A 26,407-nucleotide genomic window follows, 5' to 3' on the forward strand; every position below is an offset into this window, starting at 1 on the left:
TTTCTTCTGCAGTTTAATTGATAATCATTGAATTTTAAAGTATAATTAATTAAAGCTGGAGGTGTCAAAGATGAAGGATATTACTGTTTCAAAAGCGAATTTTGAAGAAATAATAAAAGATGATTTTATTTATGTAGATAAAACCGAGTTTTTATATAAAATTATAAGTAGTAGAGAACCATACTTTTTTCTCTCTCGACCGCGACGCTTTGGCAAAACTCTTTTTGTAGATACTCTAGAAAAATTCTATCAGGGTAAAAAAGAACTTTTTGAAGGGCTTTATATCTTTAATCAAGATTGGAATTGGGAAGAACATCCGATTATTAGACTGGATTTTAATATGATACCTTCAGAAAACAGAGAAGTTTTAAATAAAAGTTTACAAAAGATTTTTAGTAAAATTGCTGCCAGATATAATATCGACCTAATAGTTGAAGAAGCATACTATATGTTTCCAGAGTTAATAGAAAAGCTTTATAATAAATTTGATCAGGATGTTGTCATTTTAATCGATGAATATGATAAACCTATAATTTCTAATCTTAAGTCTCCTTTAAAAGAAAACAACGCTAATTTTAAAGTTATAGACGAAAATCAGGATTATCTTAAAATGCTTTATGACTATTTAAAACCACTTGAAGGCTACTTAGAAAAGGTTTTTATTACAGGTGTATCTAAGTTCAGTAAGTTATCTATATTTTCAACTTTAAATAATTTATTTGAAATTGATCAGGAAAGTAAATTTGCTGAAATAATGGGTTATACTGAAGCAGAATTAAATAAATATTTTAAACCACATTTTGCTAAACTCGCAGAAAAAAATGGTTTAACTATCTCAGAATGCAGAAAAAAATTCAAGCAAATGTATAATGGTTTTCGATTTACAGAAAAAGATAGTAGAGTTTATAATCCTTTTTCAGTCGGCTCCGCTTTAAAAAATACTAGATTTGATAATTACTGGTTTAAAAGTGGGACCCCTACTTTCCTAATAGAATTAATTAAGAAAGAAAATTTTCAGATTACTAATTTAAACAATCTGGAAGTTAATAAAAGTAAGTTAGATGCGACTGATATTAAAAAACTTAAACTTATTCCCTTATTATTCCAAACTGGATATTTAACAATTAAAAAAATTAAAAACAAAGAAATTTATAAACTTGGTTATCCTAATCTAGAAATTGAAAAAAGTTTAACTCAAAATATTTTAGATGAATTTACTAATGAAAAAATTGAATTACCCCTTATCTACTATATTAAAAAATCACTTATAAATAAAAATCTCGAAAAATTTATAGAACAGATGAAATCAATATTTGCAGGCCTGGTTAATATTAATATTCCAAAATCTCTTCAAGAACGAGAAGCTTATTACAACAGCCTCTTTTATCTGATAACTACCCTATTAACAGATAACAATTTAAATGTTTACTCAGAAGTTCTAACATCTGAAGGAAGAATTGATAGCATAATTGAAACTGACACTAATATTTATATTATAGAATTTAAGGCAAATCAAGATGCTGAGATAGCTTTACAGCAAATAAAAGATGAAAATTATGCTGAGAGGTTTAAAATTAAAGACAAGAAATTAGTTTTAATTGGCATCAATTTCGACACTGGAAAAAGAAATATAAAAGATATTAAAATTGAAGAAATAGATTAAATTAGAGCAGAACATTCTGCTCTTTTCTTTTTATTAAACCTACTCATTTAGTATATTTTTAAACTCTTCCTGAATGTCCCCACGAAATATTATTAAGTCCATTATAATCTATAATTTTATATTCATACTCAATGATCTTTTTGTATTTCTATCATTAAAACAAAAAGAGAGCAGTATATTGCTTATAATAACCGCTCTCAGTCATATGTCATATTAAATTACTAAGCCACTAAATCGAAATAGTTAATAATTATTACTTCAGCAGCATTTTCTCTATAACTATCAATAATCTTTTCAACTTCTAAAGCAACATCCTGCTCTAAATAATATTCGCCACATTGTTTACAAACATTAGCAGGAACATTTTTAATAATAATAATGAAATTATCAAGATCAGCAATATGATTTGCATTTCCTATTTCTAAATCACCTTTGCAGATTGAACAATTTCCCAAATCCTTTTTCAGTTCATCCAGATCATCAATATTAAAAATAGAAATATTCTGACTTCCTAAGTGTTTAATGAAATCCTCTTCTGTCATTTCGGCAAGTTCAGCACTTTGGCCTATGGACAATTTTCTCTCTTTAAAATATTTAACTGCCAGGGTTCTTTTCATTTCTTTAATAACTTCATCTTCATCCAGGCGTAAACTCAAAAATATTTCTTCGGGCAATTCAATCTCTATTTTGAGACTCATAATTATTTCCCCTTTTAATGGATCTTTTAAGCCAAAGCTATTATACTGATATTATATCATTCTAAATATAATTAATAAAGAAAGGATAATCTCAAATGAAAAGAATGAGCAGCAAAGAAATTAAAGAGGCAATAGAAAATGTCAGAGCATCATTGGCTGTAGAAAATATTGAAGTGGATGAACTTAGTATAATCATCGGAGAAAAATATTTGAAGGGAGAAATATCAAGTAAAGAAGCAATCACTAGTATAACTGAGCATATAAAAGCCAAACAGTCAGATTAAGCATTAATTGTTAAATAAATTCTATCAATATTAGTGGCAAATCTATGCTTATATCCATTTTGATATTTATCCAGATATTTTTGTGCTTTTTCAACAATCTCTTTTTCATTTTTTTTAATCACATTTTCAATTAATTTATAATGTTTGTTGCCTTCTATATTGAATTTTTCCAGGTAAATTCTTTTAATTGGAAACATTTTCAAAAAGTGTATTGCATGAATTCTATTGTTCTTTGTAGTTGAACGCGGCGGCAGTGAAAAATACTCAGATTTTGGAAGATGATTTTGAAGATTTGATCTTAATGGAACAGCAAAATCATGCCTGGAATTGTTATATTTTAATTTTAGTATTATTAAATGAGGACGATTATTTTTATTATATAATAGCTCTTCATCAAAAGCGCATAAATCAAAAAAATCATCCGAGATTGATGCCAGAAACATATAATTCAACTTTTAAAAAAAATCCTCCTTAATGGAGGAATACAATTGAGTAGTATTCTCTCTTTTAAAGTTTTCCGCTACTCTCGGGAAACTAATTGCTTTGTTTTGGTTTATAAAATGATATTATTTTTTACGACCCCGTCATTTGCGTAGGTCAACCATACACCTAAGCAATATTCTCTGTTTTTCAGTTTTCCGTTGCTTTCGGGAAACTACCTTATATATTAATTATATACCTTAAATTTGACTATGTCAATGGTTCCATCAGGCGTTCCATCAGGCGAAAGCCAGGTAAAAACAGCTTAAATTCTGCCGTTGATTACAACTACGTGTCATAATATAATTATATAAGTGAAGATGTGATACTAATGAAAAAGAAACTCACTTTAAGTATTAATGACGATCTTATAGATTTTGCTCATAATTTTTCAAAAAAAAACCAATCAGTCTATTTCCCATATTGTAGAAGAATATTTAGCTGAATTAAAAAAGCAGCAGGAAAAAGGGACTAAAGAACAGAAATTAGATAAAAGAATAGAAAAACTATATGGTGCCTTTGAAGATGAACCTATTCCGGATAAAAAAGATTTAAAGATTTCAGATATCTAAGGAGGACCTTAATAATGTTTGATACTATTGATCAGAAAAAGAGAAAAATGGATGAAAAGAGCCCACTACCAAAAAACACTTTAAAAAGCTTAAGAGAAAAACTCCTTTTGGAATGGATATATAATTCAAATGCACTTGAAGGTAACACTTTAACCTTATCAGAAACAAAAGTAGTGCTGGAGGATGGTATAACAATTGGTGGAAAAACATTAAAGGAACATTTAGAAGTTGTAAATCATAAAGAAGCTATTAATTATATGGAGGATATTATAAATAAAAATGAGAAACTTTCAGAAAGACAAATTAAAAATATACACTATCTAATACTTAAAGGCATAGATGATGAAAATGCAGGTAAATACAGAAATGAAAAAGTAGTAATAAGTGGCGCGGAGCATGTTCCTCCTGCACCTGTTTTTATTCACGATCAAATGGAAGGACTAATTAATTGATATTATGATAAAGGCTCAACTTTTCATACTATAGAAAGAGCTGCCAGATTAGACACTGATTTTGTTAAAATACATCCATTTATTGATGGAAACGGTAGAACAGCCAGGATATTATTGAATTTTGAGTTAATAAAAGCTGGTTATCAAATAATCATTATCAGAAATGAAGATAGAGTTAAATATTATGAAAGCTTAGATATAGCTCATACTACTGACGACTATAGTGACTTCATTGACTTAGTATCTGCATCTTTAAATAGAAGTTTAGACATCTATTTAGATATAATTAGTTAAATAAAGATATTTACCGGTTCTAGATGCTCCACCTTTAAATCCGGATCCCAGTGCAGAAGCAGACTCTCCTCTTTATTAATCCGGGACAGCTCTTCTTCTGCAGTAAATACTTCAAACTCCAAATTATTTTCCCTTAAGACTAAAGAAACTAGATCCAGAATCTCATCTTCCTGTTGATCACTGTAGAGATAAAGATCTTTATCCTCTTTTTCAGCCCTAGCTGCCAATTTAAGCACCTCAGCCTCAATTTCTTTGATTGCCTGATAAGATTTTTTAACATATCTAATAGTCTTTTTAGTTTTTTCTTTAATACCAGCCGGGGTTAAGATGTATTTAATATTCCGGGAATTAAGCCTTTCAATTTTAATCAGACCCTTTTTAGCACACTTTTTAAGCAGGGTATTAACCAGACCTAAAGAAATACCGGCCTCTTTTGCTATTTCCCGCTGAGAAGGACTATCTTTGCTGTTTAATATATTTAAAATATCTGTTATTTTTTCTTCCATATTAACGACTCCTGATCTTTTATTACTGCTTTTTTAAAGTCTTCTTTTTTTGCAAATTTTTTTAACCCACTATAAGTGATAATATCAACTTTAAATATATTATATCACCTACTGTGAAAATTATAAATATAAAAATTGAATTTAAGCCAATATTAAAAATCAATATAGGGAGTCTTAATTGTGATTTTTGTCAAAACCGACTTGATATAATCCTTTGCGAAAGTCAACTTGACCAAAAATTATCATCAATATATGATGAACACAAAGATGTCTTAGATGCTTTGGATAATCAATAGATGGAGGTAAACTAATGCAAGATTTAGTAACTGACCGGGCTCATTTTAAGTCAATTATAGAAAGCAATTCTTTATATATCGACAAAACAGAGTTTGTCTACAAAATCGCCAGCAGTAAGGAAAAGTTTTTTCTGCTCAACCGTCCCCGCCGTTTTGGCAAGTCATTATTTGTTAATACCCTAAAGAGTTTCTAGCAGGGTGAAAAAAATCTTTTTACCGGCTTAGATATCTATAATCAGGACTGGCAGTGGGAGGAATATCCAGTTATCCACCTTGATTTTTGTGCTGTTGTCGCAATAAACACAGAAAGCCTGGATAAATCAATGGGCTATTCCTTAGAGAGTGCAGCAAAAAAATATAATCTAAAACTTGAAACCGATACAGCTCCCAGGATGTTAAAAAACCTAATCCTAAAATTATATCAAAAATTTGATAAAAAAGTTGTGATTCTAATTGATGAATATGATAAGCCCGTATTTGCAAGTCTGATTGATTCTTACAGCTATCAATTTGATTTTGAAAAATACAGCAGATTTCAAAAATCACTAAAATCCTTTTATCAAAATTTAGAAGAGCTCGCAGAGTATCTGGAAAAAGTTTATCTAACCGGTATTATTAAATTTGGCAGCAGTTCAATTTTTCCTGATTCAATTAACTTAGTTGAACTGGATCAGGATCCTGAATTTGCAGAGCTGCCCGGATTTACCGAAGCAGAATTAGACGAGTATTTAACTCCTTATTTTTCCAAACTTAAAGCCAAATATGAACTTACAACAAGAGAAGCAAAAAAAACTTTTAAAGAGCATTACTTCGGCTACCGCTTTACCGAAAAAAATATTAAGGTTTATAATCCTTTTGCAGCAGCAAGAGTTTTAGATTTTGGTTCTTTTGATAATCACTGGTTTAACAGCGGCTCACCTAAATTATTGTTCCATCTTATTCAGAGAAAAGATTTTAGTATTACAAAGTTTGAAGATTTAAGAGTGGAAAAAAGCAAACTGAATCCGTCCAGCATCAAAGAGTTAACACTTATTCCTTTTATGTATCAGACCGGATATTTAACGATTAAGGAAATTTCAGCTGAGGGTTTAGTTAAATTGAGTTTTCCGAACTTTGAGGTGGAAAGCAATTTTTTAATTAATTTGCTGGATTTTATGACTGAAGACAAAATTAATACTGTCGACATCTACTATTTAAGAAAATCTCTTGTTCAAAATGATAAGCAGCAGTTTAAAAAATATCTCAATTCAATAATTGATGATCTGAAAGAAGTGGAAATTAATGAGTCAGAATCAGTTAAAGAATTCTACCAGCAAATTTTCTATTTAATTGCAAAAGCTCTAAGCAGTCTCTATCTAAAAATATCTTCCCAAATATTAAACACTGAAGAATCAGTAGAATTTAAAGCAAAAACCGAGGATAATCATTTTCTGCTTTCTTTTCACTATGGGCAGGATGAAGAAACATTTAGGCAGCTTAAAGCAGAATCTGAAACTGAAAAGGATTCTACTTATATTTCAATAAATTTTGATCTTCAACAAAGAGAACTGGCTGAGGTTGAGATTAAAAGTTAATTCGTTAATTTCTCCCAGAAGCCGACTACTTTGTAACCAAAAAATTCAGGGTAGATTCTTTCTTCTATTACAGCATCATTAATCTTTTTAATAGCCTGATAGTCATCTGCTTCCAGCATCTCTTTGACTTCCTTCCTATAGCTGGAGAAAATATAATCCAGAGCTTTGATAGAATAATTAGCCTCTAAAAAATCTTTAGTTGCTTCAGCCAGTAAAATGATCACCTCATCAGAAATTGTTTCAACAGTTTCTGCTTTAAAATATCTGTTAACCCTCTGTTCAGTTAAATCTTTGTCTAAATCTAAAAATAAATTAACCAGAAGACAGTATTTTGTCAGGTCATGCAGAACTTTATAGATCTCGGGATATTTTCTGAGAATAAATCTATTATCCAGTATCACATCTCCAATGTTAATATAGACTTTCTCATACAATTTTGTCAGCTCATAGTTTTGAACTTCTCGATTGGCCTGAGCGATCATTTGAGCTGCTGGAATATTTTTCTCACCCATAATTTCTATTTCTTTGTTCAGCTCTTTTTCTAATTCTCGGCGCTCAAGATTAAAATCATCCCTATTATCAAAACTTTTAAAAAAGGCTTCATTGTTCTGATATCCGTAAATACATGGTGGATCATATATGGTATCGTAAAAGCCCTTAATCTGAAGCTCATTTTCTCTAACAAAATTGGCAGCATTTTTAATTAAGGCTATAAAGAAAAACTCAATGATTTCAATCTCAAACTCTGATAATTCTGCTGGATTATCCTGTTCTTGCTTGTTAAAAATATGAAAATTCAAACCACCTTTAATATCAAGAATTGAAAACAAAAAAATCTCATCCTGATACTCATCTATCTCTTTGGGTTTAATTTCAAAAATATATCTAAAACTACCCTTATAATTATCAGTACTTAAAGCATCTCCAAAAAAATATTTCAGAAAAGTTCTAATCTCTGGTATGCCCAGAATATCATATTTTCTGTAATATCTTTCAAAATCACTTATAATATTCGACTGATCAAGTATAGAATCAAAAAATGGTTTATAATTAGCCGCACTGTATTTGGAAATTGAATCTCCTTTCAATACTCTAAATTCATAGTTTCCCTGCCCACTCTTAATCTGAAAATTATCCTGCTGCTTAATATAATCCTCTACCTCTGATTTTCTTAAATCCAGCAGACTGGAAATCTTATCGACTGACATTCCTTCCAAAAAATAAAGCTTTTGAGATAGTGTTTTCTTTTCCATTTTGACCCCCTTTTAAGGTCCGAATAAAGACTATAGGTATTATTTATTGTATATAAGTATTATACCACCTAAAAAGAGATTTATAAATAAAAAATCCCCTTTCTGATAAACAGATTTTTATTATTTAATCTGTCTACCATAAGGGGATCATATAAGCAAAAAGGCGTTTTAAAATAAATATTAATTATTTAAATCATTAGAGTTCATAAAATATCTAATCCTAGTTAAACTGTCAATTTATATCAAATCAGCTGTTTAGAAACACTAATTTAAAGTGCGTCAACTGCCAGAATAGCATCTTTGACCATCTCGGCATCTACTGCAAAAGGCATATTATGAATTGTCTCATCTTCAGCACAGCTGGCTTCGGCCACCTGAATAATTTTCTCTTCACTAATCTCTGTAATCCCTAGATCAGCAAGTGTAGTAGGCAGCCCAATTCTTCTGCAGAAATTCCTTACCATTTCAATTTCTACTGGATCTCTGTCCTCCATTACCATTTGGACTAAAGTAGAATAGGCAACTTTTTCTCCATGAGTTTTAGCATGAGTTTCTTCCAGAACTGTAAATCCATTATGAATGGCATGAGCCGCAGCTAAACCTCCACTTTCAAAACCCAGCCCACTTAGTAAAGTATTGGCTTCTACTATTTTTTCTAAAGCTTCTGTTACTACACCGGCTTCAGCAGCTTTTTTAGCACTTTCCCCATACTTAAGCAGAGTATTATAGCAGAGTTCAGCCAGATTTTGAGCTGTCATTGTCGGAGCACCGCCTGACATTGCAGTAGTTTTAGTAAGTGCAGAAGCAGCAGCTTCAAAGTAAGTCGCCAGCGCATCTCCCATTCCTGAAACTAAGAATCTGACCGGTGCCTGAGCTACAATCTTTGTATCAATCATTACTACATCCGGGTTTCTGGGTAGAAATAAATATTCTTCAAAAACTCCCTCTTCAGTATAAATAACAGATAAGGCACTACATGGTGCATCTGTAGCAGCAATTGTGGGCACAATTACTACAGGTAAATCAGCATAATGAGCAGCTGCCTTAGCTGTATCTAGAGTTTTTCCCCCACCCATTCCGATTACCATTTCTGCTCCTTTTTCTACAGCCTTTTTTTCCAGTCTTTTGATTTCTACTTTTGAGCATTCGCCATTAAAATATTCAATTTCATAATCTAAATCCTTTAGTCCCACTTCTAATTGATCAAAAAAGAGTTCTTCTACAATTGGATCAGCAATGATTAAGGCCTTAGTTCCTAGATCTTTGATATAATCTCCCATTTCCTCAATTACTTTTTTGCCCTGAACATACTTCCCTGGAGATGTCATTACTTTTGTCATCATTATCACTCCTTTTGATATTTATTTCACAATTTAATTATAGAATAAATATTAGTTTTTAACAAGTTAATTTTTGATTAGAAATTTATTAAACATAAAAAACCGCCCCGGGAAAAGGGCGGTAAAAACAAGGAGAAAAGTATCTAGTACTTTAATTTATGTTATAGCTGCTCTCTGCAGCAGCTTCAAAAAGGGGATAAACTGTATTTCTTTTAGCTTAATTATATAATAGCAGCTATTGATTAAAAATACTTTAAAAAAATATTAGAAACAAATTAGAAATATCTATTGGCAATCAAATCAACAAAACTTTCTATATCTGACAGATTATTATTTATAATCCGATAAATATATTCTTCATCAATTTGATCATAAAGATGAACAATTCTATTTCTAAATTTAGTCATTTTAACAAACTTTAACAGTAAATCTTCCGTGATAATCCCTTCATCAGCAAGTATTCTAAAAGAATCAGCACTTGTATTAGGACTTGTATATCCTTCTCGAGAAATAATATGGGCTGCTATATCCAGCATAGCTTCTACTGCTGCCTGCAGATTATATTTAGCGGCATCAAAGTTCCTGTAATCACTCAAAAAATTTATCTGTTCAAGTTCAGCCAGTTCTTTCAACTTTTTCAGATTAGCTCTGATGAATCTTAGCTTTTCTGCTATCCGTTTATGATTTATTCCTGATGTTTTTTCCTTTATTGCTGTAATATACTCCTGCTGAAATTTATATTTAATTTCTTCAGCTTCAGGACCAAGTCTTAAAACCTCTTCTTTAAACTCAGCAGTCTCAATTTCATCTCTGCTGTAAATTAACTCTCCACCTTTAACTACTTCATACTTAAAATCTAGCTTAACATTATTCAAATTGATTAAATCAATATCATATTTTCCTAATTCCAATTCCAGGCGTGCTGCCAGCTCCATCTGCTCGAGGATCTCCGGTGGATCATCAAAAAACACAGCTAAATCCAGATCACTATCGGTATTTTGATACTTCGTGCCATAAGAGCCAAAAATGTATGCCAGCCTAACATTTGCTTCTTTTTTTAAAAAATCAGCTACATTTTCTTTAAGCTCAGGCTCAAGTTTTCTTTTTAACTTTTCCATGATCTCACCGTCCTAAATTGAAGGCTTTAATTTATATAATCTCTATACTCATCCAGATCATTAATATATTCTTCCAGGTTCTCAAGCTTAATTTTAAGCACATCTGTATTTTCAGACAGCATAATTTACACCCTCTTTATTTAAACCTGATTATAATCTTAATTTAACTGCTGAGAAAGATATTATTAAAAAAAGCACTCTTTTCTGTTTTATAAACATCAAAATCAGAATCAAGAGAAATAATGTCCTTAATATCTTCTCTTTCTGCAGCAGCTATCAGTGAAGCATCAGCGAAATTGACAGGTAAATCGTTATATTTTTTAGTTAAACTAATCACCCGCTTTAAAATACTTTGATCAAAGTTCAAAACTTTTAATCCACCTCTATCCAGCCATTTCAAAAAATCTAACTGTACTTCTACCGAAAAACTCAGCACCTGCAGAGCTTCAGTTATTACCGGCCAGGTTGTATATAAATAGCCATTATACGACTTTGAAAATTCTAAAATCTGCTGATGGTAAATATCATCTTTATCAAAAAGAGCAATCAGAGGACCAGCATCAACGAGAGTATTTTTCATGAATTTTATCACTCAAACTAAGCATCAGCCTAACCTCCGTAATACTATTGTATTACCAAACCATTTAATTTACAATATTATAATATGAATTTCTTGATTTAAGAGGTCTTCCATTAATCATATAAATTTAACTATTTCTTAGAATTTACCACAATTTAACATGCTGGTAATGATTTCGTAATAATTACCTGTAATAATATATTTAAGATAGAATAATGGAAAAACAAAATCTTATGGGGGTGAAAACAGTAAAATTTATTATTCTTAATTAAATATGTGGTAAAAAGTAGTTCTGAAACTGAAAATTTCAAAAACAATTTACTTAATCATCAAAGGGGGAAATATTAGATGAAATTTAAGAAGTCTTTAATATTATTTCTATTTATTTGTTTACTCACAGTTACATCTTTTGCTGCTGTAAATGCTGCTGATGCCAGTACTGCCAAAAATGTTATTTTCATGATTCCAGATGGAATGAGCATGGATATTGTAACTGCAGCCCGAATACTTAAAAATGGGCCTGATGGTGAACCTCTGGCAGTGGAAAAACTCAATAATGTTGGTTATATCAGAACATATTCAGCTGATTCTATTGTTACCGATTCCGCTGCTGCCGGTTCTGCAATGGCAACCGGAGAAAAACATAATAATCGCGAAGTAAGTGCTCATTCAGTCAAGGGAGAACTTATGGATATAGAAAAAAAGTCTAAAACAATTCTTGAGATTGCTGAGGATTTAAATAAAGCCACAGGTCTGGTAGTTACATCTCAGATATCTCATGCTACACCGGCAACCTTTGGAGCTCATGTACCTGTTAGATACGCTGGAGCAGAAATTGCCCGCCAGTATATAGAGGAAACTGAAGTGGATGTTGTGCTGGGTGGAGGAGTCTATGGTACCAGTGATGAATATAACGCTCAGCAGTTTGAAAAATCATATAATAATCTTCAGAGTAATGAAGCAATGGCAGATTTAGCCAGGAAAAATGGCTATCTGACAGTTGATAATGAGTCAGAAATGAGACTTGCTCAAAATAAAGAAAGTGACAAAATATTTGGCATGTTTACAGCTTATGATGAAGGTAAAACTCCTGAGTTATTTAGACTAAATAAATTTGGACTTAAAGACAGTGAAGGTAATGCTTTCCCGGAATATCCAGAAGGAGAACCAACTCTGGCTGAAATGACAGAAACCGCACTTAAAACTCTGGAAAAAGATTCTGATGGATTTTTCTTAATGGTGGAGGGATCCCAAATAGACTGGGCAGGACATGGTAATGCTCTTAACTATGAACTGGCTGAAATGCTGGGCTTTGATAAATCTGTTGAGACAGTCCTTGACTGGCTTGAGCAGAGTCCTCTGCGTAAATCAGAGACTCTAGTAATAATTGCTCCAGATCATGATACTGGTGGATTTAGAATTGCCGGACCATATGGAAGTTTAAGCAGCCAGAGCGAAAAAATTGAATCCAGCTGGACCAGTGAAGACCATACTGGAGGCGATGTTCCTACCTGGAGCCAGGGACCCGGTAGTGAACTTGTAGCTCAACCGCTGGATAATACAGACATTTTTAAAATTATGAAAAAAGTTATGCAGTAATCTAAAATAAAATTGAATTTTGATTAGTTATTAAGCTCTACCGATTACGGTAGAGCTTAATAAATTTAAAAGCAAATTTTCATTTTTAGCTAAAGCGAAAACTTCTCGATCGACTCATCCATTAAATCCTGAGTAATCCCAATATAGTCTAAGGTAATACTGGGAGAAGAATGGTTAAACATCTTCTGCAGCAGTGCCACATCCTTGTTCTTCTGGTAATGATGATAACCAAAGGTTTTACGGGTCGAATGGCAGCCAATGTTATCCAGGCCAGCTTTGCGACCAGTTTCACTAAAAATTCTGTAGGCCTGAAAGCGGGTCAGCGGTTTATTTGTCCCAATCCGGCTCTGAAACAGATGCTCTTCTCCTCGCATATCCTGGCAGTAGTCTTCCAGTTCCCGGCGCAGGTTTGAGTTAATCAAAAAGCGTTTATTTTTGGAAGTTTTCTGCTCTCTGATTACAATATGGCTTTTATTGCGCACATCTTCGACCTTCAGCTTCAGCATATCACTAATCCTCAGCCCGGTGTTGATTCCCAGCACAAAAAGAATATAGTTGCGGTAGCTCTGCTGACGCAAAATATTTTTTATCTCTTCAATTTTATCCTTATCTCTGATCGGCTCAACTTTATTCATCAGGTCTCCCTTCTGCAGTCATTTAATAAGATTTGTTGGGAAAGTTTTACTTTATCTATATTATAACACTTCTGAGAAGAAATTTTAAGTATTATTTACAAATTTATCTAATTAAAGCAAAAAATAAAGCCACCACTATCCTCCGGGCAGCTTTACTTTTTCAGCGAGCAACAAACTTATATCCAATTCCCCAGACCGTCTGAATATATTCGCCGGCTTCTGCTCCCAGCTTATTCCGGACAGCTTTAATGTGAGTATCAACCGTTCTAATTCCACCAAAATAATCAAACTCCCAGACCAGCTCTAAAAGCTTTTCCCGGCTGAAAACTGTTTTTGGAGAAGAAGCCATCTGCCATAATAAATCAAATTCTTTGGGCGCTAAAGAAACTTCTCTGCCCTTAACTTTGACCAGCCGCTGTTTTTTATTGATCACTAAATTGGGAAATTTCAATTCTTCCTGCTTTCGATTTTTATTCATTCTGCGCAAAACATTTTTAACCCGGAGCACAACTTCTTTAGGGCTAAATGGTTTGGTCACATAGTCATCTGCACCCAATTCCAGCCCTTTTATCCGATCGTTTTCTCTATTTTTGGCACTCAAAATAATAATCGGTAGATTATTATGAGGCTTCAGTTCTCTACAGATATCCAGACCGTTTTTTTCGGGTAACATCAAGTCTAAAATTAAAATGTCCGGAGTTAATTCATTTATTTTTTTTAAACCTTCCTTACCATCATGGGCTGTAAAAACTTCAAAATCCTCATAAGTAAAGTAATCCCGTAAAATCTTACAGATCTGCAGGTCATCATCTATAATTAAAATTTTATTTTGATTCATAAGCCGCCATCACCTCACTACTTAATTTATCAAATTTATGTGATGAAAATATGATGGAATCAAAAAACATTTTTTAGTGATCAGGCTCGGGAATAGTAAAACTGAAAATAGACCCCTCACCACTGCTGCTCTCAACAAAAACCTGCCCCTGATGTTCTTTAACAATCTGTTTTACAATTGCCAGCCCCAGGCCGCTGCTCCGCTCACCGGGAGTTCTCGCCTTATCTACTTTATAAAATCTCTCCCAGATGTTCTGCTGTTCCGACTCGGGAATTCCAATTCCATTATCTGCAGCAGAAATTTTTATCTGTTCTTTAATTTTTTCTGCTCTTAAAATTATATTTCCATCAACAGCAGAATATTTAACGCTGTTGCTTAAAAGATTAATTAAAACCTGCCTTATTTTTTCGTGATTAGCATAAACTGATAAGTCCTCGTCCAGCTCGATGTCCAAGCTCTGCTTTTCCTTTTTAATATTCTTAAAAAAGACCTGCAGATTTTCAAAAAGATTCCTGATATTAATCTTTTCTTTATTTAATTCAACTCCACCTGCATCAAATTCAGCCAGAGTTAGAGTCTCATCAATCAGGTGAGATAAACTATTGCTTTCCTTTAAAATCATTTTTAAATACTCTTTTTTTTCAGCTGGATCATCTATGATATCATCAAGGAGAATCTCAACTGAACCTTTAATTGAAGAAAGCGGACTTTTTAACTCATGCGAAACATTTGCCACAAATTCTCGCTGCAGCTGCTCAAACCGATACCGCTCACTGATATCATGAAAAATTGCCACTCCCCCCCAGAAACTACCATCATCCAGTTTAATTGAGGTAAAATGGACCAGATAATACTGATTTGTCTCCTCTCTTGCTATAACTAACTGCTGACTGTCAAAATCTTTTTTTTCGGTGATTTCTTTAAAAACATTAATTATATCGGATGGTAGGTCAGGCTCACCAATTTTTTTGCCTCTGATATCATCTTTAAAATCAAATAATTTAGAAGCTGATTGATTTGCCAGAATAATCTCGCCTGAACTATTAACAGCAAGAATCCCCTCTTCCATTCCGGATAAGACATACTTAAGCTTATTTTTTTCTTCCGCCAGGCTTTTAATTGTCTTTTGCAGCTTTCCGGACATTAGATTAATACTCTCAGAGAGAATTTTAATTTCCTTACTTGCTCCCTGTTCCTTGATTTTTACTTTTTTACCGTACTCACCCTGGCTTATCCTGGCAGCAACAAGTCCCATATTGTGCAGTGGATTAGCAAGTGAGCGAGAAAAATAATAGGAAACAAAGAGTATAAAAATAAGTGCAAATAACGAAATATAAAGCATAATTTTTATTATATGTTCGATTATAGAGTTGATTTCTTCTATCGGGGTAAAAACCAGCAGACCAGCTATCACCTCACCCTGATATTCAACAGGCATCCCTACAAAAAGCATTGTCAGCTCAAAATCGTCAGTATTAACCTCTCTCGAAATTGTATTCCCCTCAAAAATGGTCTCATAACCAGAAAAAGTTCTTTCTTCATCAAAAGAATAAGGATAACTAAATTCTAAAATCCCCTGATCATTAATTAACCAGGCATGCCCCTCATTTAATTCCCCAATTATGCTGAGCCAGTTTACAATCTCCTGTTTATTTCCTTCTGCCTTAGAATCTGCAAGATAATCAATAACTGCAGAACTATTTTTATGAATTTGACTCTCTTTCTGCTCAATAAAAAAAGTTTCAAAATAGGTAATCACAGAAAAACCGAAAATTAAAATGACAATCATTGTGATCACTAAAAATCTGAATATTAGTTTTGTAAAAAAGGTATTATTTTCTAAGTTAAATTTCATTTATAACTCACCTTAGTCCAGGAATTATTAGTTGCTGTCCCTGGTAAATTAAATTTCTATTCTGGAGTCCATTTGCTTCCATAATCTCAGCAATGGAAACTGAAAATTTCTCTGCAATTAAATACAGATAATCTCCTTTTTGAACCTGATAAAGATAATTATTTCCTTCTTTTCGGACTGGTATTATCCTATTCATTTCAATATTTTCTACAATTTCCTGCTGCTGCAGATATTCTATTAAGATCTGATCGAGGCGACCCGTATTTTTAATTTCCTCTGCCTTTTCCAGCTCTTCAAAACCGTCTCCTCCTGCTGCCAGGGAATCATTGGTTGCAATTAGATACTCGGCTTCTGCTTTTAACGGTTTAGAATTAATTGTAGCTCGGATAACCTCATTTTCTAGCTCTAGACCTCCGGCAAAGATAATCTTTATCCCACTTACCTGAGGAAAAAAGCCAGCTGTTTCCGGATATTTAGAAACTGAATGACTCAGGCTTTTAAGTAATTGCTTACCTTTTATTTTCTTTACAACAACCTCATCTTTGGCAGGGATTGCTTCTCTAACATCTCTGACACTGATCAAGCCTTTATCAATAGAAGAATTTATTGTCCTGCTGTTAATCAGCACCAGATCTGCTTCAACTTTATTTAAAATTGCATCTGTAATCAAAGCACCTAAATTGCTTTCGCAGCTCCTTATCTGATCTGCCTCTCCATTTAAGAAAACTACAGTGCTGCCAATAAACATATCTTTTTCTAATTCACTCTTTTTTTCAATTTCATTTTTTAATTCCATAATTTGTTGATCATCTTCTAAGTTTATGGAGTCACCATTTACTTCAATCTTCTTATCATCTGCGGCCAGAAGCAGTGGTGACGATAAAAGTAATAGTACAGCCAGAAAAACCGATAGTTTACCCACGCTTATCATTCTCCTTCATTTAAATCTTTTCTATTATAATACTATATTATTAAAAACTTTTAGTCAATCTGGCAAAAAAGAGTAAAGCGACAGTGATTTTAAGAATAAATAGCCTGCAGAAAAAATTAATTGCTGAACTTAAATAATAATTCAAACTTTGCTCATACTTTGCTTAAATTCTACTGCTATTATATTAAGTGTCAGGAGGTGATAGAGAAAAAGTAATTAAAAATAATAGTTAAAACTAATTATAAAAGAAAGACGACTTACAATTTGTTTTTTCTCTAGTCTACAAAAATTAAGGTTTAACTCAAAAAAAGAAAGGATGATTAATTATGTTTAGAAGATCAAAGATAATTATTTTCGGACTGGCGGTTTTACTGATTTTTACAGGAGTTATTTATGCTCAAAATCAAAAAGAGCTGGCACAGCAGGATGACAAATTCGAAATAGCTCAAAATATGGATGATCAAAATACGGAAGAGCAAAATAATGATCAGGCTGAACAAAATGAGGAAAATACAGCTGAGAAAACCACTGGAATGATTAATTTTGAAGAACTAATGGCAGTCCATCCGCAAACCCAGGAAATATATAATGAATATCAGCTTGAAAAAGAAGAAATTGAAAATGGCGAAAATACCGAAGAAAATCTGATGAAATTAAAAGAAAAATACCACCAATTGGTAGTCGAAGCAACTAAAGTAGATCTGGAAAAATTTGCAGCCAGTCAGAATATTAATTTATTATTAATTAATGATAAGGTTGTATTAGGTGAGAAAGCTGATGAGCAAGAGTTAACCGAGGTTCAGGATTTAACTGCTGAATTTAAAGATTTTTTGAATAACTAAATTTAAATATAAATTTGCCTAATTGCCACTCCTATTCTAACTAAAAGGCTCTATCTACAAAGCTTTACGTTCAGCTTGAGATAGAGCCTTTTGTTATTTGATCAAATTATATTTCTTCCAGATGAACAACTTCTGCACCGGCAAAGATAATTATCCATTTTTTTAAGTTCTCTTTCTGCTTAAATTCTTCAGCCTCTCCATAACTAAGCAGTTGCTCTTTTGCTTCCTTAATTTTTTTAGACAGTAATTTTGATTTCTGCTTTTGATAATCACTTTTTTTAATGTATTTTAATTCAATCAAGGCTTCATAGTTAACAGCTTCTATTTCCTTTTTAAATAATACCAGATCTATATATCCAGTTTCAACCTCATATTCGCTTTTTACATTATAAAACTTGCTCAGAATTAAATAGCTGATAAATAATAATTTTATATATTTCTCATCAAATAAAATCAGATCCCGGTTTGATAAAGAATTTAAAATTACTTCGATTTCCTCTACTAAAGGCTCAATATTTCCATTTAAGGCAAGTTCGGCTACAGTTTTTCTGGTTTCTGAAGAAAAAATTTCTTGCCCCGAATAATCTTCAATTATTTTACTGAAAAATTCAAAATAAATCTCTTTAATCGCATAATTAGGTAGCCCCAGCTTAATATTAACTGGAGTCTTTTCTTTAATTGTTAAAAACCCTAAATAAAATAATAGTGACTTAAAATCGTCTGCATTAAAGCGGTTGTCCAGTCTAAATTCCCTTGTAAATACCACATCCTGTAGTTCTTCATTTAAAATGCTTTCCAAAATCTCATTAGTTTTTTCTTCTTCATTTAAAGCAAATAGCTGCTCCAATTTTCGATAGTCACTGCTTATATTACTGTCAATTAAATCTTCTGGCTCTTTATGCTGCCGCAGATAATATTTAAAGAAATATAAAACCATATCACTGTTAAATACCTTTGATTTAGCATCCTGATGGAAGAGATAGCCATTATAATATTCTTTTAATTTATCCATTAAACTCTTTTTTTCTGATTCAGAAATATCCAGACTGTTTAACAATGGTTTCAATTCTCCAGCTGTAAAACCCATCATTTCATTTAAATCAGGTTCTCGAGTCAATTTAGCAGCAATATTAAAACCACTGGTCATACTATCTAAAGTAATTGGGCTGACCCCGGTTGCAAAAATACGATCTACTACCCCATCTGCTGTTGCCTCTTTTAAAGCCTGATAAAATCTGCGGACAAAACCTGTTTGCGAAACCGCCTTTTTGAATTTAGAATTCTCTTCTCCCAGCATTTCATTTGCAAATTGATCATACTCATCGATCAAAACATATATTTCCTGATCAATTTCCCCCTGGACTCGGGCCATAAACAGATTTAACATACTTGCCGGATCATGACTTTCGGGACATTGTAGATCTAGATTATATTTATTTATAAATACTTCAATTGCTTTCTGAACTTTAACTAAAAATGTATATAATAATTCTTCTTCAGAAGCTGTAGCTACACTTGAGAAATCAAAACGTAAAATATGATAACTGTTAGCCAGCTCTGTTTTATTTTTTTCTATATACAGATCAGAGAACAACTCTGTAAATTCTTCCTTTTTATTAAGATCATAATAATTTTCTAAAGTTGATAAAAATAAAGTTTTACCAAAACGGCGGGGGCGTAAAAAGAAAATATACTTTTCCCCATAACTTTCCAGCAGTTCAATATATTGTGTTTTATCAGCGTAAAAATAGTTTTCGTTTCTTAACTCTGCAAAACTACTGATCCCATATGGTATTTTTAGCATTAACAGTCACCATCCCCTGAGAAAAATTCTTTAGTTCACTTAAATTTATTATAACACAGCCAGCTTTACTCTACCAGTTAGAAAAAGACAGCCCCTCTCAGAGCTGTCTCACTTAAATTATTATATATCTACTTTTATATTTCAACAATTATCTTCTTCTCCGTTGGAGTGATGACAATCCTGTTATCCTCTGGGACATAGCTTCCACCCTCTAGTGCTTTAACTTCAGGAATAGAATGCAAAATGAGCTTCATATCTTCTTCCAGCCGCTCCAGTTTGAATTCTAACCTGTCACCATTCCTTATAGCTGAAACTCGGTTAACAACTTCCCCATCAGAATTTACTAATTCTGCGGCAGCTTCCTGGTCTGCCTGCAGCTGATACAAATGGAGACTAACTCCCTTAAGAAAATCATATTCAGCCTGATCATCTCTTGCACCAACCGCTATTAAGCTGTTTTCTCTGACAAATAGTGGGAGAGAAAAATAATCATATTCTTCCTGGTACCAGCGTCCTCCTTCTTTAACTTCACCACTTAGATAATGGGTCCATTTCCCTGCCGGCAGATAATATTCTGCCTTACCATTTTTATTAAAAATTGGAGCCACCAGCAGTGAATCACCCAGCATGTACTGCATATCAAGATATTTAACTGCTGGATCCTGATCAAACTCTAAAATCAGAGGCCTCATTACTGGAACACCAGTATTTTGAGCCTTAACCGACATCGAATAAAGATAGGGCATTAATCTCATTTTTAGTTTAGTGAATTTTTCTAAAACCTCAGAAGACTCTTCGTCAAAAAGCCAGGGAACTCTGTAACTCTCGGAACCATGCAGCCGGCTGTGAGTAGATAGCAGCCCAAACTGAACCCAGCGCTTATATAAATCAGGGGTGGTTGTCTGTTCAAAACCACCAATATCATGTGACCAGAAAGAAAAACCGGACATTGCAAAAGAGAGACCGCCGCGCAGAGTTTCTGCCATCGAAGCATAACTGGCCGAGCTGTCTCCTCCCCAGTGAACCGGAAACTTTTGACTGCCTGCAGTTGCTGAACGGGCAAATAACACTGCTTCATTTTTACCTTTTTCAGCTTCTAGAACTTCAAACACAGCTTTGTTGTAGATATAAGAATAGTAGTTATGCATTGAATTGGGATCAGAGCCGTCAAAATACTCCACATCAACCGGAATTCTTTCGCCAAAATCGGTTTTAAAAGCATCTACCCCCATTTCCAGCAGTTCTTTTAGCTTTTCCTGAAACCACTTTACTGCCTCTGGGTTAGTAAAATCAACCAGGGCCATCCCCGGCTGCCAGTGGTCAATCTGTTTTATTCCCTTACCGTCTTTTCTTTTGAGCAGGTAATTATTTTTTAAACCCTGTTTGAACATTTCTGATTCCTGGGCCAGATAGGGATTAAGCCAGACCGAAACCTTTAAACCCTTTTGATGATAGCGCTCCAGCATTGACTCTGGATCTGGAAAAGTTCGCTGATCCCATTTTAAATCGGTCCAGTTAAGCTCTTCCATCCAGAAACAGTCAAAATGGAAAACATCCAGCGGAATATCACGCTCTGCCATTCCTTCGATAAAAGAACTGGTAGTTTCTTCATCATAATCGGTGGTAAAAGAAGTAGAAAGCCAGAGTCCAAAGGACCAGGCGGGAGGTAAGGCCGGCTTTCCGGTCAGCTCAGTATAGCGGCTGAGAACCTCTTTGTTATTTTTGCCGTAAATGAAATTATAGCGCAGCTCCTCTCCCGGGACTGAAAAGCCTACATATTCTACCTTCTCACTTGCTACTTCAAAGGAAACATTGTCAGCATGATCAACAAAAATTCCATAGCCGCGGCTGGTCATATAAAAAGGAATACTCTTATATGCTACCTGAGAAGAGGTTCCTCCATCCTCATTCCAGGTCTCAACTACCTGGCCATTTTTGACAAAGGCTGTAAAGCGCTCTCCCAGTCCGTAAACACATTCCCCCGGAGCAAGCGATAATTCTGTCAGCATATAGGGGTCGTATTCTGCTTTTAAATAATTATCTCCAGGCAGCATAGAAGAAATTTTTTTGTCATAGCGCATATAACCCAGATTTCTGAAACCACAGGAAGTTAATACTTCTCCTTCTGTTTCAAACTGATATTTCCAGTTTTCGCGGTCAACTCTGATCTTTAGCTCATCAACCTCCATCAGTGCTTCCGCTTCTGTAATTGTAACTTCCACAGGCCGGGGATCTGTATTTTTCTCAAATTCAATCTGACCTGAATCATAACCCTGGTGGTGATAATTTTTAACTTCAATTACATTTTCCGCCACAGCTCTAAACTCCAGGGTTATAGTGCCGATGTTTAGAGTCTGAGCCCGGGACTCAATTTTCTGCCCCGGAGCAATAATCTTCATTCCATTTTCTATTTCTTCCACCTTGTAGGCCTGAGAAGCATAAATTGGATTTGCCTTTTCACTTCTCAGCCAGTATCCTTCTGTGAATTTCATCAAAACACTCCTTTATTTCTGATTTCAACATCTTAAAAATTATTTAAAACAGGGATCCTATTATTAAAACAGAATCCCTGTTCAGCAGTTTTATTTTAATTATTAATTACTGCCATCTATTTCCTGCCATTTTGTTTCAATAGTTTCAATAGTTTCTGCTTTTGTTGCATTTCCTCCAACATAAGTCTGCATTGCTTCTCCAAAAGCACTGTGGAAAGAGTCAGTTGAATAAATTATAGCCAGAGGAGCAGAACCTTTTTCCTCTGAAGCTTTAATTCCTTCCTGAATAATCTGATAGTAGTCTTCTGGAATTTCTACTTCAATTGGTGGTACCACACCCGCTACATCTGTAAACCAGCTTTTACCATAGTCCGAAGTATACCACCAGTTAACAAAATCTAAAACAGCATCTAAGTCTTCGGAATCACTGCTAACTCTAACTGCCTGATCAGCACCACTAATTACCTGACTCTCAGCTGGATCTTCTGAGACAGGATAACCGGTAAAACCAATATTTAATTCGGGATCAATCTGAATTAAACTATCTTCAATCCAGGGACCCTGACCAATTACCATTGCTGCCTGACCGGTTGCAAACTGCGAAATCTCAGTGTTGAGTGAGGACTCCAGGATTTTGTTATCTCCATGTTCCACAACTAAATCAACAAAATGAAAGAAGTTATCTTCTAAAACCGGATAATCAGAAAAAGAAGCTTCTCCATTTTCAAAATCTCTAACTAAAGCCTGAACATCATCCTCGGCTGCAACCAAGAAATGCTGAAATAAGTGTTTAAAAACCCACCATTCCGAAAAACCGCTGGTAAAAGGAGTTATCCCCTCAGCTTCTAATTTTTCAATTGCAGTTTCCATTTCGGAAATTGTTTCCGGAAACTTTTCAATTCCAGCCTGAGCAAATAGATCTTTATTATAGATCAAACCAAAGTAATTTCCCTTGATAGCAAAACCATAAACTCCATTACCATCAGCATCTGCCATCGCTTTTTTAACAGAAGGCAGCATTGTATCCATCATTGGCTCTCCCGACAGATCATAAGAATATTCCTTATAAAGTTCAATTTCTTTACCGGAAGTGGAGGCAAAGAGATCAGGAATATCACCAGAATTTAATTTAACTTTTAATAAAGTTGGATAATCACTCTGAGTTGTCTCATAGTTAATCTCTACCTCATTATTTACTTCCTCCTGATAGGTATCAATTAATTCGTTAATTGGATCCGCATACTCGGGCATTGAAATAAAAATATCAATTTCAGCAGTCTGTGCCAGCACATTAAAAGTCCCCACCAACATCATCACTGCAACCAATAAAACTACCATTTTCCTCATAGATTAACACTCCTTTTATTATTTTTATTGATGTAAAAACATCAATATTTACTAACCTTTTAGAGAACCAGCAACTACTCCTTTAACAATATATTTTTGCAGCAGAACAAAGAAAATTAAAGACGGAACAATAGCCAGCACCATTGCTGTCATTGCATAATGCCATTGAGTATTATACTGACCGACAAAGTTGTAAGCAGCTAAGACTAAAGTTTTAGTTTTCTGACTGTCATTAACCATCAACAGAGGCAGCAAAAAGTCATTCCAGATCCACATCACATCTAAAACAATTACCGTTGCTGTAACCGGTTTTAAAATTGGAAAAATCACATAAATAAAAGTCTGAAAAGTTGTAGCTCCATCAATAAAAGCACTTTCGTCAATTTCTTTGGGTACTGTTTTCATGAAATTGAAATAAATAAAGGTTGCCATTGGGATTCCAAAACCCCAGTACTGAATTCCCAGCCCGACTCGACTCCCGGAAAGATTAATTATATTCATTACTTTTAATAAAGTAATCATAAATGTCTGAAACGGAATTAACATTGGAGTAATAATAAATAAGAAGGCCAGACTGGTAAACCTGCTGCGGCTGCGGTCGATAATATAAGCCGCTAAAGATGAAAAAGCAACTATTCCTGTAATTCCAACCGCTGTAATAAGAATATTATTAACAAATAAACGGGGATAATTCATTTTATCAATTACATAAAAGTAATTATCGATATTTAGCTGCTGAGGTAAGGCAATGACATCGATTATTACCTCTCTAAAAGTCTTAAAGGAATTAATGAACATTAAAAACACCGGATAAATGAAAATAGCAGCAGCAATAATAGCAATAACTTCCAGTATAAAATAATTAATTTTGAGACGACTATTTCTTTTCATTATAGTTCTACCTCATTTCGTCTGGATATTTTTAAAACAATTTGAGTTAATATTAGAACAATAATGAAAAAGATAATAGCTTTAGCAGATCCCAGACCATAATTGTTATACTGAAATGCTTCTCGATAAATATCTAAAGTAGCACTGTAGGTTGAGCCGCCCGGACCACCCTGGGTTAAGGCCAGAATAATATCAAAGACCTTGAGGCCTCTGGTTAAAGACATAAACATACAGACTGTAATCGAAGGTCCGAGTAAAGGTAGAGTTATTTTGAAAAATTTCTGAAAAATATTAGCCCCATCAACAGTGGCCGCTTCTAGAAGATCTCCTGGTATGGCCTGCAGTCCTGCTATATATAAAACTATATAAAACCCGAGCTGCTGCCAGACACCAACTAATACTACTGAATAAAATGCAAGCTCAGAATTTCCAAGCCAGCTTAAGTTTAATAATCCCAATTCTGTTATTTCGTAAAGCCTTGCAAATCCCTGAGAAAATATAAACTTCCATATAAATCCCACAATAATCATACTCATAATATAAGGAACAAAAAATATCCCTCGCAGTAATTTTGCGGTTTTCAATTTCTGAACCAGGACTAAAGCGATAATCAAAGCAAAAAGATTACTAAATAACATAAAAAGTGCTGTATAGTTCCCGGTAAAAATTAAAACATCAAAAAATTGATTATTTTCAAAAAATATTGTCTTAAAATTTTCCAGTCCAATAAATTTAGCCTCTCTATCAATCCCATTCCACTCTGTGAGAGAATAATAACTGCTGATCAGAAAAGGTAAATAGATTGTAATACTAACCATAAAAATTGCTGGTAAGGTAAATAAATACTTTTCCTTTTTATTCTCAAAAATCACTGGCTGATAACACCCTCCCTTAAGGTTCGTTTAATCATCTTAATTATTCTGAAACTTAAATGAAACACGTACTTCATTGTGCTTAAAATATATTAAGGCTTTATATTAAGTAATTATAACCCTGATAATATTTAAGATTTTCTTTCATTACGATTTCTAACTTAGTGATATAGCGTTCTTTTTCAAGCTGACGATCATCTGCAAAGTTTTCAAAAAGCATTTTGATCGGATAATATCCCTGATTAAATGGTTCCTGACAGATCACTGCCTGAACAATCTTTTTTTCGATTAACTCGATTGATTCCTCAAAAAGGTCATAACCAATTAGCTTAATTTCCCCCACCATGTTTGCCTGAATCAAGGCTTCTGCCGCAGCATTTAAAGTCTGATTAACAACATAAATTGCTTTTAAATCCTGATTATTTCTAATAATAGCCTTAATTTTTTTTATTGCTTTTTGGTTTAATTCTCCATCCAGATCATAATTTTGTGTAATTTTTTGCGGTTCCAGGACACTATAGTTTCCATAGTTTTGAATACTTTCTTTAAAGCCCTTAATCCTTTTAAAACCAGTTTTGTCTTCAATATCTCCTATTATCGCAACACTCCCCTCTTCAGCCAATCCGGCCATTAACTCACCACATAATCTACCTGCCTGATAATAATCACAGCCAAAATAAAACAATCTATTACTCTGAGCTAAATCTCTATTAAAAGTTGCCACCTTTTTACCATTCTTAATCAATTTTTCTACAAAATCAAGTAGGCCTTCCTGGTTCCAGGCGGCAAGCATTAAGGCGTCAATTTCTGTTTCCATCTCTTTTAACTGTTCCATTTGTTCGGCAGCAGAATGGGCTTCTTTTAAAATGATATTTAAGCCATAATGGCTTAATTCATCGTAAATTTTGTTAATTCCCTGCTTAATTTCGGCCGCAAATCCTTCTGGGAAAAAGTAAGAGATTCCAATTGTATAATTAGTCTTTTTGGCAAGATGTTTGGCGGCACGATTTGGTTTATAATTAATCCTTTCTATATAATCTAAAACTTTTTTCTGGGTTTCTTTTGCCACACTTCCCCGATTATTTATTACCCGATCGATTGTACTCCGGGATAAATTTAAATCTTCTGCTATATCCGAGATTGTTATATTCTTCATTTCCATAAATAATTCTCCTGTAATAATTTTATTGT

The 26,407-nt window shown here is 33.5% G+C and carries 22 protein-coding genes and 2 pseudogenes; 7 read left to right on the top strand and 17 right to left on the bottom strand.

Annotated features, from left to right (window positions below):
- Positions 1-70 precede the first annotated feature (70 nt).
- A complete protein-coding gene (locus C7958_RS01020; RefSeq protein WP_111570805.1) occupies positions 71-1,663 on the top strand; it encodes an AAA family ATPase in 1,593 nt (530 codons plus the stop codon).
- A 221-nt stretch (positions 1,664-1,884) separates the two neighbouring features.
- Here C7958_RS01020 and C7958_RS01025 read toward each other — a convergent pair whose 3' ends face one another.
- Positions 1,885-2,361: a UPF0175 family protein gene (locus C7958_RS01025; protein WP_111570806.1), complete on the bottom strand. Its 477-nt coding sequence runs from the start codon at positions 2,359-2,361 to the stop codon at positions 1,885-1,887.
- Positions 2,362-2,456: 95 nt separating this feature from the next.
- On the opposite strand from C7958_RS01025, the gene C7958_RS01030 reads away from it, so the two are divergent.
- Entirely contained in the window at positions 2,457-2,645 is a 189-nt protein-coding gene (locus C7958_RS01030) for an antitoxin VbhA family protein (RefSeq protein ID WP_111570807.1), read from the top strand.
- Here the strand turns inward: C7958_RS01030 and C7958_RS01035 are convergent.
- The gene (locus tag C7958_RS01035) at positions 2,642-3,097 is read right to left on the bottom strand and encodes a type III toxin-antitoxin system ToxN/AbiQ family toxin (protein ID WP_133960268.1); all 456 of its coding nucleotides are present in this window, start codon (positions 3,095-3,097) and stop codon (positions 2,642-2,644) included. The two genes, C7958_RS01030 and C7958_RS01035, sit on opposite strands and share 4 nt — an antisense overlap.
- 405 nt (positions 3,098-3,502) lie before the next feature.
- On the opposite strand from C7958_RS01035, the gene C7958_RS15825 reads away from it, so the two are divergent.
- The gene (locus C7958_RS15825; RefSeq protein WP_208320720.1) at positions 3,503-3,697 is read left to right on the top strand and encodes a DUF6364 family protein; all 195 of its coding nucleotides are present in this window, start codon (positions 3,503-3,505) and stop codon (positions 3,695-3,697) included.
- A gap of 14 nt (positions 3,698-3,711) precedes the next feature.
- Positions 3,712-4,443 (top strand): annotated as a pseudogene (locus C7958_RS16035) (Fic family protein).
- Here C7958_RS16035 and C7958_RS01050 read toward each other — a convergent pair.
- A complete protein-coding gene (locus C7958_RS01050) occupies positions 4,440-4,949 on the bottom strand; it encodes a winged helix-turn-helix transcriptional regulator (RefSeq protein WP_111570809.1) in 510 nt (169 codons plus the stop codon). The pseudogene C7958_RS16035 and the gene C7958_RS01050 overlap by 4 nt on opposite strands.
- 310 nt (positions 4,950-5,259) lie before the next feature.
- Between C7958_RS01050 and C7958_RS01060 the strand changes: the two are divergent.
- Positions 5,260-6,819, top strand: a pseudogene (locus tag C7958_RS01060) (AAA family ATPase).
- On the opposite strand, the gene C7958_RS01065 reads toward C7958_RS01060, so the two are convergent.
- The 4 genes from C7958_RS01065 to C7958_RS01080 form a co-directional block, all read right to left on the bottom strand.
- Positions 6,816-8,072, bottom strand: a complete 1,257-nt coding sequence (locus C7958_RS01065) for a hypothetical protein (RefSeq protein ID WP_111570812.1) — start codon at positions 8,070-8,072, stop codon at positions 6,816-6,818. The pseudogene C7958_RS01060 and the gene C7958_RS01065 sit on opposite strands and share 4 nt — an antisense overlap.
- A 269-nt stretch (positions 8,073-8,341) precedes the next feature.
- Positions 8,342-9,412: a glycerol dehydrogenase gene (locus C7958_RS01070; protein WP_111570813.1), complete on the bottom strand. Its 1,071-nt coding sequence runs from the start codon at positions 9,410-9,412 to the stop codon at positions 8,342-8,344.
- Between the two features lie 275 nt (positions 9,413-9,687).
- Positions 9,688-10,530, bottom strand: a complete 843-nt coding sequence (hepT, locus tag C7958_RS01075) for a type VII toxin-antitoxin system HepT family RNase toxin (protein ID WP_111570814.1) — start codon at positions 10,528-10,530, stop codon at positions 9,688-9,690.
- A 163-nt stretch (positions 10,531-10,693) separates the two neighbouring features.
- A complete protein-coding gene (locus C7958_RS01080) occupies positions 10,694-11,110 on the bottom strand; it encodes a type II toxin-antitoxin system VapC family toxin (RefSeq protein WP_111570815.1) in 417 nt (138 codons plus the stop codon).
- 348 nt (positions 11,111-11,458) lie between these two features.
- Between C7958_RS01080 and C7958_RS01085 the strand changes: the two genes are divergently transcribed.
- Positions 11,459-12,709 (top strand): alkaline phosphatase, encoded by a 1,251-nt coding sequence (locus C7958_RS01085; RefSeq protein ID WP_111570816.1) that lies wholly within the window; start codon positions 11,459-11,461, stop codon positions 12,707-12,709.
- A gap of 89 nt (positions 12,710-12,798) precedes the next feature.
- On the opposite strand, the gene C7958_RS01090 is transcribed toward C7958_RS01085, so the two are convergent.
- From C7958_RS01090 to C7958_RS01105, 4 genes are all read right to left on the bottom strand, one after another.
- The gene (locus C7958_RS01090; protein WP_111570817.1) at positions 12,799-13,344 is read right to left on the bottom strand and encodes a site-specific integrase; all 546 of its coding nucleotides are present in this window, start codon (positions 13,342-13,344) and stop codon (positions 12,799-12,801) included.
- Positions 13,345-13,504: 160 nt separating this feature from the next.
- Entirely contained in the window at positions 13,505-14,182 is a 678-nt protein-coding gene (locus C7958_RS01095; RefSeq protein ID WP_111570818.1) for a response regulator transcription factor, read from the bottom strand.
- A 73-nt stretch (positions 14,183-14,255) separates the two neighbouring features.
- Positions 14,256-16,037 carry an ATP-binding protein gene (locus C7958_RS01100; RefSeq protein ID WP_111570819.1) on the bottom strand — a complete coding sequence of 594 codons (1,782 nt, stop codon included), beginning with the start codon at positions 16,035-16,037 and terminating at the stop codon, positions 14,256-14,258.
- Between the two features lie 7 nt (positions 16,038-16,044).
- Positions 16,045-16,959 (bottom strand): 5'-nucleotidase C-terminal domain-containing protein, encoded by a 915-nt coding sequence (locus C7958_RS01105; protein WP_166668451.1) that lies wholly within the window; start codon positions 16,957-16,959, stop codon positions 16,045-16,047.
- Between the two features lie 335 nt (positions 16,960-17,294).
- Here C7958_RS01105 and C7958_RS01110 point away from each other — a divergent pair, with 335 nt between their 5' ends.
- Entirely contained in the window at positions 17,295-17,810 is a 516-nt protein-coding gene (locus tag C7958_RS01110) for a hypothetical protein (RefSeq protein WP_111570821.1), read from the top strand.
- A 106-nt stretch (positions 17,811-17,916) separates the two neighbouring features.
- On the opposite strand, the gene C7958_RS01115 is transcribed toward C7958_RS01110, so the two are convergent.
- The 6 genes from C7958_RS01115 to C7958_RS01140 form a co-directional block, all read right to left on the bottom strand.
- Positions 17,917-19,614, bottom strand: coding sequence for an AAA family ATPase (locus tag C7958_RS01115; protein WP_111570822.1), 1,698 nt, complete (start codon positions 19,612-19,614; stop codon positions 17,917-17,919).
- A gap of 134 nt (positions 19,615-19,748) precedes the next feature.
- Entirely contained in the window at positions 19,749-22,106 is a 2,358-nt protein-coding gene (yicI, locus tag C7958_RS01120) for an alpha-xylosidase (protein WP_111570823.1), read from the bottom strand.
- A gap of 102 nt (positions 22,107-22,208) precedes the next feature.
- A complete protein-coding gene (locus C7958_RS01125; protein ID WP_111570824.1) occupies positions 22,209-23,453 on the bottom strand; it encodes an ABC transporter substrate-binding protein in 1,245 nt (414 codons plus the stop codon).
- A 51-nt stretch (positions 23,454-23,504) separates the two neighbouring features.
- A complete protein-coding gene (locus tag C7958_RS01130; RefSeq protein WP_111570825.1) occupies positions 23,505-24,344 on the bottom strand; it encodes a carbohydrate ABC transporter permease in 840 nt (279 codons plus the stop codon).
- A complete protein-coding gene (locus C7958_RS01135; RefSeq protein ID WP_111570925.1) occupies positions 24,344-25,162 on the bottom strand; it encodes an ABC transporter permease subunit in 819 nt (272 codons plus the stop codon). Before C7958_RS01135 ends, C7958_RS01130 begins: the two co-directional genes overlap by 1 nt.
- A 154-nt stretch (positions 25,163-25,316) precedes the next feature.
- A complete protein-coding gene (locus C7958_RS01140; protein ID WP_166668715.1) occupies positions 25,317-26,378 on the bottom strand; it encodes a LacI family DNA-binding transcriptional regulator in 1,062 nt (353 codons plus the stop codon).
- Positions 26,379-26,407 lie beyond the last annotated feature (29 nt).

It is taken from the genome of Halanaerobium saccharolyticum (assembly GCF_003259895.1).
GTDB classification, from domain to species: Bacteria; Bacillota; Halanaerobiia; order Halanaerobiales; family Halanaerobiaceae; genus Halanaerobium; species Halanaerobium saccharolyticum_A.

Coding starts and splice junctions, on each gene's coding strand:
- C7958_RS01130 (WP_111570825.1), bottom strand. CDS start 24,344: ATGAAAAGAAATAGTCGTCTCAAAATTAATTATTTTATACTGGAAGTT.
- C7958_RS01090 (WP_111570817.1), bottom strand. CDS start 13,344: ATGAATAAAGTTGAGCCGATCAGAGATAAGGATAAAATTGAAGAGATA.
- C7958_RS01080 (WP_111570815.1), bottom strand. CDS start 11,110: ATGAAAAATACTCTCGTTGATGCTGGTCCTCTGATTGCTCTTTTTGAT.
- yicI (WP_111570823.1), bottom strand. CDS start 22,106: ATGAAATTCACAGAAGGATACTGGCTGAGAAGTGAAAAGGCAAATCCA.
- C7958_RS01115 (WP_111570822.1), bottom strand. CDS start 19,614: ATGCTAAAAATACCATATGGGATCAGTAGTTTTGCAGAGTTAAGAAAC.
- C7958_RS01025 (WP_111570806.1), bottom strand. CDS start 2,361: ATGAGTCTCAAAATAGAGATTGAATTGCCCGAAGAAATATTTTTGAGT.
- C7958_RS01095 (WP_111570818.1), bottom strand. CDS start 14,182: ATGAATCAAAATAAAATTTTAATTATAGATGATGACCTGCAGATCTGT.
- hepT (WP_111570814.1), bottom strand. CDS start 10,530: ATGGAAAAGTTAAAAAGAAAACTTGAGCCTGAGCTTAAAGAAAATGTA.
- C7958_RS01020 (WP_111570805.1), top strand. CDS start 71: ATGAAGGATATTACTGTTTCAAAAGCGAATTTTGAAGAAATAATAAAA.
- C7958_RS01110 (WP_111570821.1), top strand. CDS start 17,295: ATGTTTAGAAGATCAAAGATAATTATTTTCGGACTGGCGGTTTTACTG.
- C7958_RS01050 (WP_111570809.1), bottom strand. CDS start 4,949: ATGGAAGAAAAAATAACAGATATTTTAAATATATTAAACAGCAAAGAT.
- C7958_RS01065 (WP_111570812.1), bottom strand. CDS start 8,072: ATGGAAAAGAAAACACTATCTCAAAAGCTTTATTTTTTGGAAGGAATG.
- C7958_RS01030 (WP_111570807.1), top strand. CDS start 2,457: ATGAAAAGAATGAGCAGCAAAGAAATTAAAGAGGCAATAGAAAATGTC.
- C7958_RS01135 (WP_111570925.1), bottom strand. CDS start 25,162: ATGGTTAGTATTACAATCTATTTACCTTTTCTGATCAGCAGTTATTAT.
- C7958_RS01070 (WP_111570813.1), bottom strand. CDS start 9,412: ATGACAAAAGTAATGACATCTCCAGGGAAGTATGTTCAGGGCAAAAAA.
- C7958_RS01125 (WP_111570824.1), bottom strand. CDS start 23,453: ATGAGGAAAATGGTAGTTTTATTGGTTGCAGTGATGATGTTGGTGGGG.
- C7958_RS01085 (WP_111570816.1), top strand. CDS start 11,459: ATGAAATTTAAGAAGTCTTTAATATTATTTCTATTTATTTGTTTACTC.
- C7958_RS01140 (WP_166668715.1), bottom strand. CDS start 26,378: ATGGAAATGAAGAATATAACAATCTCGGATATAGCAGAAGATTTAAAT.
- C7958_RS01100 (WP_111570819.1), bottom strand. CDS start 16,037: ATGAAATTTAACTTAGAAAATAATACCTTTTTTACAAAACTAATATTC.